Below are 16701 nucleotides of genomic sequence, written 5' to 3'. Positions count from 1 at the left end.
GCGGCAAATTCCCAGCGACAATCGAATCGGCAGTGCGAATGTTGGACAGCCAGTGTCCAGAGAAAGGAAACACAGAACATAAAAGGACCAGCGGGAACACCCCGCCGGCCGTTGTGCAAAGGCTGCGAGACCTTAGAGCGTCAGATCGCGGTTGCTGGCCTTGATAAACTCCTTTTTCAGTTCTTCATAGGTATGAGCCGCAGGAAACTGAGGGAATTCGTCAATGACATTTTGCGGTGCGTGAAACAGGATGCCCGCATCGGCCTCGCCCAGCATGGTGGTGTCGTTGTAGGAATCTCCGGCCGCGATAATACGGTAATAGAGCGTTTTCAACGCCAGCACAGACTGACGCTTGGGGTCTTTTTGACGCAGGTGGTAGTTGACCACCCCGCCTTTCTCGTTAGTCTCCAGGCGGTGACAAAACAGTGTTGGAAAACCCAGCTGGCGCATCAGCGGCTGGGAAAACTCGTAGAAGGTATCGGAGAGAATGATGACCTGAAAGCGCTCGCGCAGCCAGTCCACAAACTCCACCGCGCCCTCAAGCGGCTCGAGAGTGGCAATCACCTCCTGAATCTCGTTAAGGCCCAGCTGGTGCTCCTCGAGTATTCGCAGGCGCTGTCGCATCAAAACATCGTAATCTGGAATATCCCGGGTCGTCGCCTTTAAAGCGTCAATTCCGGTCTTTTCCGCGAATTTGATCCAGATCTCCGGAACCAATACCCCTTCCAAATCCAAACATGCGATTTCCACAGCCGCCTCCACTAACCTTCGGGTTCAAGAAAACCCGCGAATCTACCCTGCTCCCGAATGAAAAGCAATTCAGGCGCGACGTTTTCACGTGAAACATATTCCTTTTTGGTGCTAAAAAACAATTATAAATAACCAAAGAAGAGTCGGTGTTAGTGGAAACTTACAGGAAAAGCCAGATAAAACAAAACCTCCGACACCACATCTAGTGGTTAAAAGCCGAACCGCACACCATATTTGTACAAATATTGCTCTTTAAGGGCATTTTGTCACCATTGTTTCACAGATCTACTACAGGGGTTATAACCTAATGCAAGACAGCTATTGGGAAGCCAGGTTGGGCTCTGGTATCCTTCGCGCCATTAGACTATTAAGCATCATTACACGTGCAAGCGTGATTACAGGACCCCCTAATGACCGATACCATCGCCTCAGTGGATATTGAAAAGACCCTGTCTGGCCAAAGCCCCCACCGTATCATGCGTTATGCGCTGGAAAACTTTGATCGCATTGCCATCTCTTTCAGCGGAGCAGAAGACGTCGCTTTAGTCGATATGGCGAGCCGCATACGCCCGGATGTGTCCGTGTTTTGTTTGGACACCGGGCGCTTGCACCCGGAGACCTATCAATTTATCGAAACCGTGCGTAAACACTATGGCATTGACATAGACATTTTGTCACCGAACGCCGAGGCGGTGCGCCAACTGGTTCGCGAGAAAGGCCTGTTCAGTTTCTATGAAGACACTCATAAGGAGTGCTGCGGCATACGCAAAATTGAACCCTTGCGGAAAAAACTGCTGGAAGTGGATGCCTGGATCACCGGACAGCGCAAGGATCAAAGCCCCGGTACCCGAGCCGAGATTCCGGTAATCCAGGATGACAAGGCGTTTGCCCGCGAAGGAGAGTCCCTGACCAAATTCAACCCCCTGGCCAACTGGAGCTCGGAGGAGGTCTGGAATTATATCCGCGCCTATGAGGTCCCCTACAACCCACTACACGATCGGGGCTTTATTTCGATCGGCTGCGAACCTTGCACCAAACCCGTCGGCCCCGGCCAGCACGAGCGTGAAGGTCGCTGGTGGTGGGAAGAGGCAACCAAAAAAGAATGCGGTCTGCATGCCAGCAATATTGAGCAACCCTCATGAAGATTACCCTGGTCAAGAAAATACTGAGCGACGGCTCGCCCTGTCGCAAATGCGCCGATGTACTGCAGCGGCTTGAGGCGTCGGGGCACCTTGCGCGCATTGACGAAATTGTTGAAGCTCACGAAACCGATCCCAACAGTGCGGGGATGCTGCTGGCCAAACAGTATGATGTCGACCGGGCACCTTTTTTTATTGTGGAAGAGAGCGGCCAGCCCGCACAGATCTATACCGTCTATATGAAATTTCTCATGGAAGTGCTGGAAGCCTAAACAGTCTCGTCGGCCGGACAGCTCACCCCAGTGCCACCTAGACCGCAGTAACCGCCAGGATTTTTTGCCAGGTATTGCTGATGGTAGGTTTCTGCATAGTAAAAAGGCGTCTGCGGAAGAATCTCGGTGGTGATATCGTCAAGACCTGCCCGGTGCAAAACCGCTTGGTAACGCGAGCGGCTTGCCTCGGCGAGTTCGCGCTGCGCCTGCTCCGGCAAATACAGCCCCGAGCGATACTGGGTGCCGCGATCGTTGCCTTGGCGCATACCCTGGGTCGGATCATGGGCCTCCCAAAACACCTTTAGCAGTTGCGCAAAACTCACAAGCTCCGGATCAAAGACAACCAAAACTACTTCGTTGTGTCCGGTTTGCCCACTGCACACCTCTTCATAGGTTGGATTCGGCGTGAAACCCGCGGCATAGCCCACTGCCGTTGTGTAGACGCCTGGCGTCTGCCAAAAACGTCTCTCTGCGCCCCAAAAACAGCCCAGCCCAGCGACAAACCAATGCATCTGCAATGGAAAAGGCGGCTTAATGGGTACCCCTTTTACGAAGTGTGTCTCGTCAACCACCAGAGGCTCCGCCCTGCCCGGCAGCGCCTGCTCTGCAGTGGGCATTTGCAATTTTTTGCTGTTAAAGAGCATGATGCGCTCCCCAGATTAATGAATTCAAAAATTAGAGTTTGACAAGGGCCCGCCCCGAGCCATTGCCGGCCAGCATCTGATCGAGCGCAGCGGGAACCTCGTTTAACTCAATGGTGTGAGCCAGCAGGCTCGATTTGTCGTTCAGTGGACAATTTGCCAGAAACGTCCAGAGTGACTGTTTGAGCGAGAGGCTCTGCTCCGCCGAGTCGATGCCCAACAGGGACACTCCCCGCAGAATGAACGGGTAAACTGATGTATTCAGTGCTGGGCTCGCCGCCAGGCCACAGCTGGCAATCACACCTTCACGGACCGTTGACTTCAGAAGGTTCACCAGCGTCTCCCCGCCAAGGGTATCCAACCCACAGCACCAGCGCTCGCCAAGAAGCGGCTTTGCACTCGCCTCAGACAATGTGTGCGCCGGTAAACAGTCACTGGCACCGAGCGCCTTCAATCGCTCGAACTGGCTTTCTTTGGCGCTGATCGCGGTGACCTTTAGCCCCTTGCTCGCCGCCAACAAAACCACAACAGATCCCACACCGCCGGATGCGCCCGTTACCACAAACGAATCCTGGGCGCGAAACTCGCGCACTCGCTCGATCTTCTGTAAAGCCAAGGCGGCCGTGACGCCAGCCGTGCCGTAAACCATAGCATCGAAAAGGCTTAGGGAGCCGGGACATGGGCATACCCACTCAGCAGGCACTCGGCAATACTGCGCCAGTCCCCCAGGCGAGCCCATACCAAAATCATAGCCACTGATTAGCACCGGATCGCCCCGAGCAAAGCGGCCACTGCGATCTTCAACCACCTCGCCGGCGGCATCTATGCCAGGGGTATGGGGAAAGTGACGACTGACCCCGGGATGACCGGAGGCACTCAATGCATCTTTATAGTTCAGCGCGGAAAAAACAACTCTTACCAGCACATCGTTATCTGGCAGGGATGAGAGCGGTAAAGTCTTCACCGTACAGCGAAAGTCGCCCGAGCCCAGCTGCTCGACCCGGACCGCCTTGTAATCCTTCATAGATCACTCCAGGCATTTTCAAAGATATTTGCAGGCGGCTAAGGTCCTGAAAAGCCGCCTTTATTGCCTACCCAAAGGGCGCTTAAAACCAGCGCTTGGGCGATGCTTTTTCAATCCAGCGAGTCGCTATGCCATCGACCGCCGTTTCGGCTGCCAAGCCGAGCTTTTCCGGCAAAGATTTTTTTTGCGTAAACTCCACGGCATAAATATCGGCATCGGGGTACTGATCGAGCAGATAGCCATCGCTGGTTTTGATGTCGTCGATCAATTGGATCTCCAGCGCTTTGCGCCCGTACCAGACCTCCCCTGTGGCCACTTTATCGATATCCACAACGGGCCGATGCTCGCTAACGAAATCTTTAAACAGCACGTGCGTTTTCTCGATGTCGTCGCGAAACTTTTCACGACCCTTGTCGGTATTCTCACCAAACATAGTGACCGTACGCTTATACTCGCCTGCAGTAAACAGCTCGTAATCAATATCGTTTTTCTTTAGCAGCCGATGAAAGTTTGGCAATTGAGCTACGACACCAATGGATCCGAGTACTGCAAAAGGCGCCGCGATGATTTTATCGGCGACGCAGGCCATCATATAACCGCCGCTGGCCGCCACTTTGTCGACGCAAACGGTCAGGGGAATATTGCGCTCCTTAATCCGCGTAAGCTGACTGGCCGCCAGCCCGTAGCTATGCACCATGCCGCCACCACTTTCGAGCTTTACCACCACCTCATCTTCGGCCTGCGCCAAGCCGAGCACCGCGGTGATTTCCTCACGCAAATTATTGCCTGCAGATGCTTTGATATCGCCGTCAAAATTGAGCACAAAAACGCGCTTGCGTCTGACACCATCTGTACCGGATTTTTCCGCCTGTTTTTCCTGTCGCCGTTGTTGCTTGTCGCGCTTTTTCTTGAGCTTGTGCTCAAGCTTGAGCACGTGGCTTTCCAGCACCGCCGATTTTATCGTGTCGGTATAGCTTTCGAATTTTTCGTTGAGGCTGGTTACACTGATGTACCCCTTATCGCTACTGCCCTTTTGCTTGCTGTTGGCAATCAGCGCCAGAACAATCACAAAAACCACCAGCACGGTCATTGCCTTGGCCAGAAACAGGCCATAATCGCTTAAAAATTCCAAACAGTACTCCAATTTTTTAGTGTGTTATTGCCAGTCGCCCACGGCTTTTTGTGCGGTATCGTTCAGCGGCCGGGTCACCAAACCCGTACCCGATAAATTGACTTCGTAGAGCGCGCCGTCAGCCATCGGAAGGTAAGTGGCACTGCCGTAAACCGCATCGACAATCGGCAGGGTTTCCTTGGCGGTGCGCAGCCAGGCCCAGACGTCAACGCCGAACCGGCTTTCGTTAAAGGCGTAGACGGTGCGCTCGGCTTCGCGCTCCATCTCGAGGGAATAATAGCGTCCGGCAATACGATCGAGGCGATAACCCGGCTTGATGCCAAGGTTGGCCAAGGCCCCTTTCCACTTAATGATGCGCGCATCAAGCTGCCATTGGTCGCCTAAAATATCGTAGGTTTTTTCATTACCTTTGGTATCCGCCAACACCACCCGATATTTTTGTTCGGCAAGTTTTTCAAAACTGAGAGTCGCTATCACTTCCTCTTTTTGGATTTGCTGATAGCTGAACACATCAAGCGCGACAAAGCCAAACAGCACCGCCAACGCCAGGAGCGCCAAGCCAAACATGCCACGCAGCCAGCCGAGAATCCAGCTGTCCTTGAGCAGCAATCGCACCGCCATATACGCCACCAGCAGGCAAAACAGCCCCGCCACGGCAGCTAAAGCACTATAGACCACTGTCTGGAGCCTCCCTTATCACCTTGCTTTTGCGTTCTCGCACGCCTCGACAAACCCGTCTATCAGGCGCCTGGCAATAGTACCTGCTGGTGGAACATGCGGTAAAGCGTCGTAGCGATACCAGCCGGCGTCGACAATTTCGTCTTCCTGAAGCTTCAGCTCGCCCCCCGCGTACTCCGCGTAAAAGCCCAACATTAGCTGTCCGGGAAAGGGCCAGCTCTGGCTCTCGACATAGCGCAGCTGCCTGACCTCGATCCCCACCTCCTCGGCAACTTCGCGATGAACCGTCTGCTCAATGCGCTCGCCGGCCTCAACAAAGCCCGCCAGGGTCGTAAAAACTGGCCGCCGGGCGCGGGCGTGGTGAGCGAGCAGGCAGTATTCTCCCCGGGTAACCAGTACGATCACGCAGGGCGATAGCCTAGGGTAAAAGGACATACTACAGTGATTGCAGCGGCGCACAAACTCTTGACGGGCCAGCTGCTGGGGCTCGGGGCCAGTGAGGTTCCCGCCGCAGCGGGAGCAAAATTGATGGGAATACCACCAGTGGGAAAGCTGCAGGGCGCGGCCGGCCTCGGCAAACTCCGCCTCGCTAAAATGCCCCAGGCACTCCCGGAGTCCAAGCCACTGCCCCACCTCAGGCAAGGCCTTTTCACTGACAAGTGCCAATTGCCCATGCGCCGGGTTAATGACCATCAGGGCGTCCAGCTGCGAGCGCGACAAGACCGCGGGATCAACTCGTAAAGGAGCGCCATGCTTGTCTACCGCCAGGCGGTCACCGCTCACCAGCCAGGCAAGCGCGGTGGAGTCGCTCATTCCCTCCTAGCCTTCCCCCGCCACCGGGTAGCCGAGCGCCTGTAGGCTTTCCTCTGCTACTTGTAAAACACTGGTGTCGGCGTCTTTATCGGACTTGATGGCGTCGAGATAGTACTCGAGGCTGATCACCGCATCGGCAAAGGTTTCCAGCAAGTGCTGGACTGCGGCCAGCTGCTGCCCACCCAGAAGCGCTTCATTAACGAAGCGCTCACAAGCGGACACCACTTTGGCGGCGCGCTTTAAGTTGAGCACCAGCATGCCGCCGCGCACCGAGCTGAGTGTCGAGGCTACGTTTTTGATATGACCGATATCGTAGTTGGATTCGGAGTAGGCGTTTAGAGCACGCTTGATCAGGGCCAGGCCGGATTCGGCCTCTTCAATGACCAGCGCCTCTGCCTCCATGACCTGGCTGCTGGACAAGGCCTCTTCGCGCGACAACGCGTTGAGCTTGGCCAGCTTTTCCTCCGACAGATTCATTTTTGCAAGCCCGGTCACGGTGCTCTCGATATAGAGCATGGTATCAGCGACGGTCAGCAAATCATCCGCCTGAGCCTCCACCGAGCCATTTTGCCAGCTGGCGATCTTGGCGATCTCTTCTTTCAGGGAGTTACTGGGGGACACCAGCCCCACCACCGCGAGGATGTCGGCCACCTTTTTCAGGGTATCTAACAGCTCCGGGCTCTCTTTGAGCAACTCGACACCGCCCTGAGCCGCGCGCTCCAGAATGTTTTTTGTGCCTCTGAGCTCGTCTTGCAGTACCGCGGTCATGGAGGTAACCGTTGTCGCACTGGGGCCGCGCAAATACTCGTGCTCGCGAATCAACTCCACCTCATTGTAGGGAAGTGCCGGGGCTGAATAGGCCTGAATAATGGCGCCTGCGCGCTCGCTGCCCGTGCGCGCCAGCACAACCTGATAGACCAGATCCTTCAGCAGCGCCGGATTGGCGCTGCGCTCAAGCGCCGATTCTCCTTCAAATTGAACGCGCTTGATGTCCCGGTCAATGGCACCAAACAACATTTTGCGGGATTTACTGAGCTGTAATTGCTCTTTGGCGAGACTGGTAAACACCTCGGCCGCCACCCACCACAACTGGCCCATGGGGCGATTACCGCTGATTTTGTCCAACCGCTCAAGCGCGCGCGCCATCATGCCCAATGAGGGAGCGACCTGTTTGCCCTGCAGCACATTGAGCATCGCGACCTGGTACATATGGCGCAGCCGCCGCACCACATTGCGGAAATCCTCGGGAAAATCCAGCTGGCGCTGGGCCGGACGATTCACCGCGGTGACATCCAGCGGATAGTAGTGACTCATGGGCAGCGCTGGCTCTTTGCGCGCCAGTCGCAAATCGTTGATGTGCGGTATCAGCAGAACGGCCATGCTGCGCCCGGTTTGGGTGCAATACTCCAGATAGCGAGGCAGGATAAAAAACACCGAGGTAATACGGTCGAGCTTGGTCAGGGTTGCGGGGTCATCGCCGAGGGGAATATCGGTAATATGGGCCACAAGCTCCTCGGCCAACAGATCCACACCGCGCAACTGCAGTAAGCTGAGTGTGCCGCGAATCTGTTTGATGTCGTCGATACATAGCTGCAGGAGTTCGCCGTTGTTGGGGTCCGCGGCAAACTGCTCCAGCCTGGAAGCGGCGGACTCTATGGTGGCGACCAGTTCGTTATGAACCAGCTTCAGTGAAGACGGATTAAATCTCTCAGCGGTATCTGTAGTCACGGTTATCTTCCTGCTGGTTGCCTCGACCTGAGAAGTTGAGCACCGCCTCACAAGGCTGCCGTCCGGCCCCTTGGGGTTGCGGTGCGGCAGCGTTTGCTCAATTCGGTGACCAATCCTTGGCCGGCTCAGTACTTTTTACTATTGCTGGCAACAGGTTAATCATTAAAGTTCGAAATTACATTAAACCGCTATCAGACTTCAATTGGCAAGCGCGCCGGGAGGCAAGAAGTGCCAAAGCGGTCGCACTACTCCTGCCAAAGGCAATGCCCACCGCTGGCCGAAGCGATCTGCTCCAACTTTTCCCTATGCCGCGCCAGCTCTTCGTCACTGGCGTGAATGACACTCAAAGACGGTCTGCCGGCGTCGAGCCGGCGAATATCTTCCACGCCACTGCCGCCGTCCCCCCCCTTGCTACTGCTGCCCAGAGACAGTAAGGTCTGACCACCGGTCATCAAAAGATAGACGTCTGCGAGGATTTCCGCATCCAACAGAGCGCCATGCAGCTCGCGCTGGGAGTTATCGACACCGTAGCGCTTGCACAGAGCGTCCAGATTATTCTTCTGTCCGGGGTGCTTGCCCCTGGCGAGCACCAATGAATCGACAATAGAGTTTGTCAGCGCAATGGTCTCGTGCGCGGGATTGAGACGCCGCAGCTCCGTGTCGATAAAGCCCACATCAAAGGGGGCGTTATGAATCACCAGCTCGGCTCCCGCAATAAAGGCCATGAAATCATCGCGAATTTGCGCAAAAACGGGCTTGTCCGCCAGCATTTCATTGGTGATACCGTGCACCTCCATGGCACCCGCGTCCACTTCGCGCTCAGGATTGATGTACTGATGATAGTGGTTGCCGGTCAACTTGCGATTAACCACTTCAACGCAACCAATCTCGATAATGCGGTGGCCCTGACTGGCCTCAAGGCCAGTGGTTTCGGTATCCAGCACGATCTGTCGCTGACTTGTTGTAACGCTCATAGTATCTACCTATTCAGCGGGCATAGCTCTGTGACGGCGGGCAATCATGATTGCCGGTTACTAGAGAGAATCAATGCCTCGATTGGCTAATTGATCGGCCCTTTCATTTTCACGGTGGCCGCTATGGCCCTTGACCCAGCGCCAGTCAATGCGGTGGGCCGCGCTCAGCTGATCCAGCTCGCGCCATAAATCGTCGTTTTTTACCGGCTTTTTGGCGGCGGTGCGCCAACCATTGCGTTTCCAACCCGCCAACCACTCGCTAATTCCCTTGCGGACATATTGGGAGTCTGTGGTCAAGATCACCTCGCAGGGCTCATTCAGGGCTCGTAACGCCTCAATAGCCGCCTTGAGCTCCATGCGGTTATTGGTGGTAGCCGGCTCGCCACCGTAGAGCTCCTTTTCTTTGCCATTGTAGCGCAGCAGCGCTCCCCAACCACCGGGGCCCGGGTTGCCGCGGCAGGCGCCGTCGGTAAAAATTTCAATCTGCTTCACACCTTGCTTCTCGTTTTTCAGGATTGGTGGAGCGACGCATTGAGCGGCCGCTCACTTTTCCGGATACGCCCCCTAGCGCGGCGATATCCATGGTTTTCCAGCGCGGTTTGACCGGCAGCACTCCGGGCACATCTTTGCGCACGGTCACCATGTAGTAACTGCCCCAAGGGGCGTTTATGCTGCGCATGCCCCGCTCTAAGCGCCCAGATGCCTCGCGGGCAAAAGGCCAGTAGTGGCCACGGCGGACCTCAACCGGTTCGAGATCCAGCAGCGCGAACCAGTCAAACAACCGCCCGAGGCGCAGGTGCTGATGGCGCCAGAGAGGCTGGCGGCTCGTCAGGCGCTTGGCGATGTGCCAGCCGCCCACCAAGCTCCAGGGGTTAAAACCCACAATCACAATATGGCCCCGCGCGATAGTGGCCCGCGCCGCCTCGGCCAATAGCTGGTGCGGTGTTTGACTGAAATCCAGGGCGTGGTGTAGCACAAAAACATCCACCGACTCGGGCGCCAAGGGCAGGCGTCGCAAGTCACATGCCCCCTGCTCACCTTGAGCCGCTGCAGAGGCACTGGCGTGCGCCTGAGGGTTGAGGGCAAAGGTGTGGGGTATTCGGCTACTCGCACTGAGGTTCAGATGACGGCATACGCTGATTTGGCACAGATGATACCCGAACAGGCAAGCCAGCGCCTGATCAATGTCCGAGCGCTGGCTTTTGAGAACGGCCTGCCCTTGAGGAGAGTCAAACCAATCCGTCAGTGCCGGCACGGCCTGCTCTGGCGGGCAGACCTTGTTGTTTATCGCCATAGACCCACCTGTAAGCCATAGACCCGAGCTGATAAAATAACAGACGGCGATGCCCGATGACAGCCACCGCTTGGCAGAACAGGCCACGGGTGGATCGAGTGCAATCAAAACAGAGGTGCGCGTGCGACTGTATTGCCTACCGGCACTGAAAACCAACTATTTTTGGCTTTTGCAGCCCGATGAACAGGTGCCCGAAGCCTATATTTTTGATCCGGGCGATGCTGCGCCTGTGCGCGATGCGCTGCAAAAGCACCGTCTGACATTGAGCGGCATAGTGGTAACCCACCATCACTGGGATCATACAGATGGTATCGACTCGCTTCTATCCACCCACCCGGTGCCGGTATATGGCCCAAAGAGCGAGCGCATACCCCAGGTCACTCATACGCTTTCTGAAGGCGACACCTTGACGCTGGGCCGGCTAGAATTTCAGGTCCTGGCCACACCGGGGCATACTCTGGATCACATCGCCTTCCTGTTACCGAGACGCGGCGAACAGCCGGCGTCCCTGTTCAGCGCCGACAATATTTTTGGCGCCGGTTGTGGACGCATGTTTGAGTGCGAACCGGAAGTGTTTCTCAAGACGTTAAAGCGACTGGCGTCACTGGAAGCAGAGACCCGGATTTATTGCTCTCACGAGTACACCCTTGCCAACATTGCGTTTGCGCTGGCGGTCGAGCCGGAAAACGCCGCTCTGCAACGGCGCCGTGATAGCGAGCAGGCCAGGCGAGACCAATCCGAGCCCACTGTGCCGCTCACGCTGGCGCTTGAGCTGGCCACTAACCCCTTTTTGCGCACAGACCAACCGGCCGTTGCCGCAGCCGCCGAGACCCATGCGGGAGCGACCCTGGCGACAGAAGCGGAGGTATTTGCCGAAATCCGCCGCTGGAAAGACCACTTTTGACCCGATTGACCCACCGGCTGCAAACCCCTAGAATCGACGGACTTATAACGACCAAGACCGCTTCAACTGCATGAATGCTGCCAGCTCTACCCTCGTCTTAACCGCTCTAGCCTTCGCCCTCACCGGCTGCGGGGCTGCTCTAAACCACAAGCCTGAAGAGATTTCCGATTCCATCGTCCAAGCCGAGCCAGTGCCTGTGCCAGAGCCGGTGCCACCGCCCGAAAAACCCGATGAAGCAACGAACGGGGAGGATTTGTGGGAGCGGATACGCGCGGGTTTCGCCCTACAGCAATACGACCACCCACAGCTAGAGCAGTACATCAACTGGTACGCCAGCCACCCCGAATACATTGAGCGTGTATTCACCCGCGGACAGAGATACCTGTATCACATTACCCAGCGCGTCGAAGAAGAGGGCTTGCCTTTAGAAATAGCCCTGATGCCCGTAGTAGAAAGTGCGTTTGACCCTTTTGCTTATTCCTACGCCACGGCTACCGGCATGTGGCAGTTTATGTCTGGTACAGGCTCGGACTACGGCCTCAAACAAAACTGGTGGTACGACGGCCGGCGGGACGTCATTGACTCCACCAATGCCGCCCTGTCCTACCTGCAGCGGTTACACCAACTGTTCGATGACGATTGGCTGCACGCCCTGGCCGCCTACAATACGGGCCAGGGTCGCCTGCAACGCGCCATCACTCGCAATGCCAAAGCGGGCAAGCCAACCGATTTCTGGTCGCTCAAATTGCCGCGTGAAACCCGCGCCTATGTACCGCAACTACTGGCGCTGTCAAAAATTATCGCCGACCCGGAAAGCTACCAGATTACCCTGCCACCACTTGGCAACGCTCCCTACTTTGTTGCTATCGACGTTGGCTCCCAGCTGGATCTGGCCCAAGCAGCTGAGTTCGCCGGTATCACGATGGACGAGCTCTACCTGCTCAATCCTGGCTTTAACCGCTGGGCGACAGACCCGGACGGCCCCCACCGCTTGCTGATCCCTGCGGCAAAGTCCGACAGCTTTTCCGAGGCGCTTGCCGCAGTCCCCCAAACGCAGCGTATTAGCTGGCGTCGCTATACAATTGCCCCGGGCGATTCATTGATCAAAATCGCCAGACAGTTCAATACCAGTGCCGAAGCATTGCAGAGCGCAAACAACCTGCGCTCTTCAAGAATACGGGCCGGCGATACCTTGTTAATACCCAAAGCCAGCATGGAGGGTGAACACTACGCCTATAGCGCTAACCAGCGGCGCGAGAGGACTCAGAGCAAGGCATCAGGTGGCGCCGATAGCATCAAGGTCAGTTATACCGTGCGCAAGGGCGACAGCTTTTGGCGCATCGCCAACCACCACAAGGTCAGCGTGAGCGCTCTGGCGCGCTGGAATGGGATGTCACCGAGGGAAACCCTCAAGCCCGGACAAACACTGGTGGTTTGGAGCAAAGCACCGGAAACCGACAGCACGGGAGTAACACGCAAGTTATCTTACAAGGTGCGCACTGGCGACTCACTCGCACGCATTGCCGATAAATTTAATGTCAGCATTAAAGACATCACTCGCTGGAACGGAGTATCCAGCAAAGGCTATATTCACCCAGGCCAATCTCTGACTTTGTTTGTCGACGTCACAAAGGGGCGCTAGCCGATTGCAGCAGAGTGCGGGTGTACTCGTGCTCAGGCTCACGAAACAGTTGCTCTGCAGTGCCCGATTCGACAATTTGTCCGCGGCGCATCACGATAATTTTATGGCTCATTGCCCGCACGACATCCAGATCATGGCTGATAAACACGTACGCCATGGCGTAGTCTTGTTGCAGCTGCTTGAGCAAATCCACGACTTCTTTTTGCACTGAGCGGTCCAGGGCTGAGGTGGGCTCATCCAACACCAGCAATCTGGGTTTGAGAATGAGCGCCCTGGCAATGGCCACTCGCTGGCGCTGCCCACCGGAAAATTCATTGGGATAGCGGTGTCGCACGGCAGGGTCTAACCGCACACGGGTCAGCGCTTGAATAACCCGATGCTCTTTTTCTTCGGCAGAGATGGTCTCGTGAACCTCTAATCCTTCAGCGATAATCTCCGCTATGGACATACGCGGGCTGAGGCTGCCGTAGGGATCTTGGAAAATAATTTGCAACTCGCGGCGCAGTGGCTTGAGTGCTTTGGCTGAAAGACCGAACAGATCTTTTGGCGACGAGCCATAATAGACCGCCTGACCTTCGCTGGCGATCAAGCGCAAAATACTGCGTCCAACCGTCGTCTTGCCCGAGCCGCTTTCTCCGACAATGCCCAGCGTCTCACCAACACGCAAGGTAAAGTTGATGTCATCGGCGGCCTTGATATGGTCGACGACTTTTTTAAACACTCCGCGCTTAACCGGAAACCAGGTACGTAACCGCTTGACCTCCAACAAAGGCTCAGCATCGGGTTTTACGGGTGAAGGGGCCTCCCCTGGGTCGGACGCCAGCAGCAAACGGGTGTACTCGTGCGTTGGGCTGGAGAACACTTCGCTCGTTTGCCCTACTTCTAATATCTGACCGGCACGCATAATGGCCACACGATCAGCCAGGCGCTTGACGATTTTCAAGTCGTGCGTAATAAACAGAACCGCCATATTGAGGTCACGTTGCAGCTGCTTGAGAAGCTGGAGAATTTGCGATTGCACAGTGACATCCAGAGCTGTCGTAGGCTCATCGGCAATCAGCAGATCAGGCTCGTTGATCAAGGCCATGGCGATCATGACCCGTTGGCGCTCGCCGCCGCTGAGTTCATGAGGCAGAGAGGATAAGCGCTTTTGCGGGTCACGAATCCCGACTCGCTCGAGCCACTCAAGCACCGGCTTTCGCGCTTTGACCGGGGATAGCCCCTTGTGCAAAAACAGCACCTCTGCCAGTTGCTTTTCAATGGTGTGCAATGGGTTCAGCGAGGTCATCGGCTCCTGAAAGATCATACTGATCCGGTTGCCGCGGATTCGGGCCAGCGATTTTTCGTTGCAGCCCAGCAAATCATCACCGCCGTAGACGATGCTACCGCTTTGGTAAACAGCAGCGCTTGCGGGCAGCAGCTTGAGAATCGACTGCGCCGTCACCGACTTCCCCGAGCCACTCTCGCCTACGAGGGCCAGGACCTCGCCTGGCTGAATTTCCAGGTTCAGCGACTTAACCACGGGGATCAGGGTCTGCTCCTGATGAAACGCCAGGCTCAAGTCTGTAATGCGCAGTACAGGCTCGCTCATAAAATCAACGGGTCCGGTTTGGGTCTACGGCATCCCTGACGCCTTCACCCACAAATACCAACAGCGTCAGCATAATCGCCAACACCATAAAGACGGAAATACCTATCCAGGGAGCGTGAAGGTTGTTTTTTCCCTGCCCCACCATTTCTCCTAGCGAAGCGGAGCCAGGCGGCAGTCCGAAGCCGAGAAAATCCAAAGCTGTCAAGCTGGTCACGCCGCCTACCAATAAAAAAGGAATAAACGTGATGGTAGCCACCATGGCATTGGGCAAGAGGTGGCGAAAGATGATCGCACGATCAGAGACACCCATCGCCCGAGCGGCCAGCACATACTCTAAATTGCGCGCCCGCAAAAATTCCGCCCGTACCACCCCGACCAGAGCCATCCAGCCAAATAACAACAAAATGACCAAGAGTATCCAAAAGCTGGGAGGCACCAGGCTGGCGATAATGATTAAAACAAACAAAGTTGGCACACTAGACCACACTTCCAGCAACCGCTGGCCAATCAAGTCCACTTTACCCCCATAAAATCCCTGCAAGGCGCCGGCGGCAATACCCACCACGGAGGTCGCGAGAGTTAAAATAAGCCCAAACACCACGGAAATGCGAAAGCCGTACACCAGCCTCGCCAGCACATCTCTGCCTTGATCATCGGTACCCAACCAGTTTTCGGCACTGGGCGGGCTGGGCGCAGGCGTCGGCAGGTCATAGTTGATTGTCTGAAAGTCAAAGCGAACCGGCGGCCATAGCATCCAGCCGTTGCTCTGAATCAGCTCGGCAATATATGGGTCGCGATAGTCGGCAGCCACATCAAAGTCACCACCAAATTCCAGCTCGGAATAATTACGGACCACCGGAAAGTACCAGTCGGTATCGTACTTCACCAACAGGGGTACATCGTTGGCCAAAAGCTCGGCAAACAGAGTGAGCAAAAAGAGCGCAAGAAACAACCAAAGGCTCCAGAAACCACGGCGGTTTTTCTTGAATCTGTGCCAGCGCTCGCGATTTAACGGACTCAACATCAGCGGCTCTCGAAATCAATACGCGGATCGACCCAGGTATAGGCCAGGTCACTGACAATACCAATAAGCAAGCCCAGCAAGCCAAAGATGTAGAGCGTGCCGAACATGACGGGGTAATCCCGCTGCAAGGTCGATTCAAACCCAAGCAGCCCCAGGCCCTCAAGGGAGAAAATCACCTCAATCAACAGCGATCCCGTGAAAAACATACTGATAAAGGTTGCCGGAAAGCCGGCAATGATAATCAGCATCGCATTGCGAAATACATGACGATACAATATTCGGCGCTCCATTGCGCCCTTGGCACGCGCGGTCATAACGTATTGCTTGTTGATCTCATCAAGAAAAGAGTTTTTGGTCAGCATGGTCAAAGTGGCAAAACCGCCGATCACCATAGCCAAAATCGGCAGCGCCAGATGCCAAAAGTAGTCAATAACTTTCTCGTACCAAGTCAGCTCGGCAAAATTGTCCGACACCAAGCCACGCAGCGGAAACCAATCGAGGTACGAACCGCCAGCGAATACAATTATCAACAAAATTGCGAATAGAAAGCCTGGAATGGCATTACCAATAACAATGACCCAACTGGTCCATATATCGAAATGGCTGTGGTGCTTCATCGCCTTGCGGATTCCCAAAGGAATCGACACAAGATAGATAATCAGCGTACTCCAAAGCCCCAAGGATATAGAGACAGGGAGCCTATCGACAATCAAACCAATAACCGAGTCGGCACGGAACAGACTGTCGCCGAAGTCGAAGCGAATGTAGTCCCAGAGCATGGTGAAGTACCGCTCGTGCAGTGGGCGGTCAAAACCAAACTGTCTCTCAATCTCGGCAATCACTTCCGGGTCGAGGCCGCGCGCGCCTCTGGTATCGTCGGCCCCACCCGCTTCGGCCAAGCCGCCGTTACTGTCTGAATGACTACCGGTAATACGCTCAAGCGCTCCCTCGCCCATCCCGAGCATCTTAGCCACTGCCTGGTCAACCGGACCTCCGGGAGTCGCCTGAACGATAAAAAAATTCAGGGTGATAATGGCCAGTAGGGTGGGGATGACCAGCAACAAACGACGGACAATATAGGCGGCCAACAGCAGC

At 55.6% G+C, this 16701-nt stretch carries 17 protein-coding genes; 4 read left to right on the top strand and 13 right to left on the bottom strand.

Features of this window, described 5'->3' with window-relative positions:
- Positions 1 to 132: 132 nt before the first annotated feature.
- Positions 133 to 750 (bottom strand): bifunctional phosphoserine phosphatase/homoserine phosphotransferase ThrH, encoded by a 618-nt coding sequence (thrH, locus tag QWI16_RS09145; protein WP_302712535.1) that lies wholly within the window; start codon positions 748 to 750, stop codon positions 133 to 135.
- A gap of 410 nt (positions 751 to 1160) precedes the next feature.
- On the opposite strand from thrH, the gene QWI16_RS09140 reads away from it, so the two are divergent.
- Entirely contained in the window at positions 1161 to 1892 is a 732-nt protein-coding gene (locus QWI16_RS09140; protein WP_302712534.1) for a phosphoadenylyl-sulfate reductase, read from the top strand.
- On the top strand, positions 1889 to 2161 hold the full coding sequence (locus tag QWI16_RS09135; protein WP_302712532.1) for a hypothetical protein: 273 nt from the start codon (positions 1889 to 1891) through the stop codon (positions 2159 to 2161). Before QWI16_RS09140 ends, QWI16_RS09135 begins: the two co-directional genes overlap by 4 nt.
- Here the strand turns inward: QWI16_RS09135 and msrA are convergent.
- The 9 genes from msrA to QWI16_RS09090 form a co-directional block, all read right to left on the bottom strand.
- Positions 2158 to 2805 (bottom strand): peptide-methionine (S)-S-oxide reductase MsrA, encoded by a 648-nt coding sequence (gene msrA / locus QWI16_RS09130; RefSeq protein WP_302712530.1) that lies wholly within the window; start codon positions 2803 to 2805, stop codon positions 2158 to 2160. The two genes, QWI16_RS09135 and msrA, sit on opposite strands and share 4 nt — an antisense overlap.
- A 31-nt stretch (positions 2806 to 2836) precedes the next feature.
- Complete coding sequence (locus QWI16_RS09125) at positions 2837 to 3826, bottom strand: YhdH/YhfP family quinone oxidoreductase (RefSeq protein ID WP_302712528.1); 990 nt, start codon at positions 3824 to 3826, stop codon at positions 2837 to 2839.
- Between the two features lie 82 nt (positions 3827 to 3908).
- On the bottom strand, positions 3909 to 4958 hold the full coding sequence (sohB, locus tag QWI16_RS09120) for a protease SohB (protein WP_302712526.1): 1050 nt from the start codon (positions 4956 to 4958) through the stop codon (positions 3909 to 3911).
- Positions 4959 to 4982: 24 nt separating this feature from the next.
- On the bottom strand, positions 4983 to 5636 hold the full coding sequence (locus QWI16_RS09115) for a cation/multidrug efflux pump (RefSeq protein WP_302712524.1): 654 nt from the start codon (positions 5634 to 5636) through the stop codon (positions 4983 to 4985).
- Between the two features lie 18 nt (positions 5637 to 5654).
- Entirely contained in the window at positions 5655 to 6449 is a 795-nt protein-coding gene (nudC, locus tag QWI16_RS09110; RefSeq protein WP_302712522.1) for an NAD(+) diphosphatase, read from the bottom strand.
- Positions 6450 to 6455: 6 nt separating this feature from the next.
- Positions 6456 to 8177 (bottom strand): FimL-related protein, encoded by a 1722-nt coding sequence (locus QWI16_RS09105; protein WP_302712520.1) that lies wholly within the window; start codon positions 8175 to 8177, stop codon positions 6456 to 6458.
- A gap of 245 nt (positions 8178 to 8422) precedes the next feature.
- The gene (dnaQ, locus tag QWI16_RS09100) at positions 8423 to 9151 is read right to left on the bottom strand and encodes a DNA polymerase III subunit epsilon (RefSeq protein WP_302712518.1); all 729 of its coding nucleotides are present in this window, start codon (positions 9149 to 9151) and stop codon (positions 8423 to 8425) included.
- A 60-nt stretch (positions 9152 to 9211) separates the two neighbouring features.
- Positions 9212 to 9643 (bottom strand): ribonuclease HI, encoded by a 432-nt coding sequence (gene rnhA, locus QWI16_RS09095; protein ID WP_302712517.1) that lies wholly within the window; start codon positions 9641 to 9643, stop codon positions 9212 to 9214.
- Positions 9630 to 10445, bottom strand: a complete 816-nt coding sequence (locus QWI16_RS09090; protein ID WP_302712516.1) for a methyltransferase domain-containing protein — start codon at positions 10443 to 10445, stop codon at positions 9630 to 9632. Before QWI16_RS09090 ends, rnhA begins: the two co-directional genes overlap by 14 nt.
- Before the next feature lie 49 nt (positions 10446 to 10494).
- Here QWI16_RS09090 and gloB point away from each other — a divergent pair, with 49 nt between their 5' ends.
- Positions 10495 to 11349, top strand: a complete 855-nt coding sequence (gene gloB, locus QWI16_RS09085; protein WP_302712514.1) for a hydroxyacylglutathione hydrolase — start codon at positions 10495 to 10497, stop codon at positions 11347 to 11349.
- A gap of 70 nt (positions 11350 to 11419) precedes the next feature.
- Positions 11420 to 12991 carry a lytic transglycosylase gene (locus QWI16_RS09080; protein WP_302712512.1) on the top strand — a complete coding sequence of 524 codons (1572 nt, stop codon included), beginning with the start codon at positions 11420 to 11422 and terminating at the stop codon, positions 12989 to 12991.
- On the opposite strand, the gene QWI16_RS09075 is transcribed toward QWI16_RS09080, so the two are convergent.
- From QWI16_RS09075 to QWI16_RS09065, 3 genes are read right to left on the bottom strand one after another with little or no spacing between them, the layout of a single operon-like run.
- Positions 12975 to 14582 carry an ABC transporter ATP-binding protein gene (locus tag QWI16_RS09075; protein WP_302712510.1) on the bottom strand — a complete coding sequence of 536 codons (1608 nt, stop codon included), beginning with the start codon at positions 14580 to 14582 and terminating at the stop codon, positions 12975 to 12977. The two genes, QWI16_RS09080 and QWI16_RS09075, sit on opposite strands and share 17 nt — an antisense overlap.
- Before the next feature lie 4 nt (positions 14583 to 14586).
- Entirely contained in the window at positions 14587 to 15606 is a 1020-nt protein-coding gene (locus tag QWI16_RS09070) for an ABC transporter permease (RefSeq protein WP_441294557.1), read from the bottom strand.
- The gene (locus tag QWI16_RS09065) at positions 15606 to 16694 is read right to left on the bottom strand and encodes a microcin C ABC transporter permease YejB (protein WP_302712508.1); all 1089 of its coding nucleotides are present in this window, start codon (positions 16692 to 16694) and stop codon (positions 15606 to 15608) included. Before QWI16_RS09065 ends, QWI16_RS09070 begins: the two co-directional genes overlap by 1 nt.
- Between the last annotated feature and the right edge of the window lie 7 nt (positions 16695 to 16701).

This window comes from Gilvimarinus algae, from assembly GCF_030518215.1.
In the GTDB taxonomy this organism is placed as follows: domain Bacteria; phylum Pseudomonadota; class Gammaproteobacteria; order Pseudomonadales; family Cellvibrionaceae; genus Gilvimarinus; species Gilvimarinus algae.
Note: the sequence above shows the minus strand (reverse complement) of the source record. Positions and strands in the feature narration are given on the sequence as shown.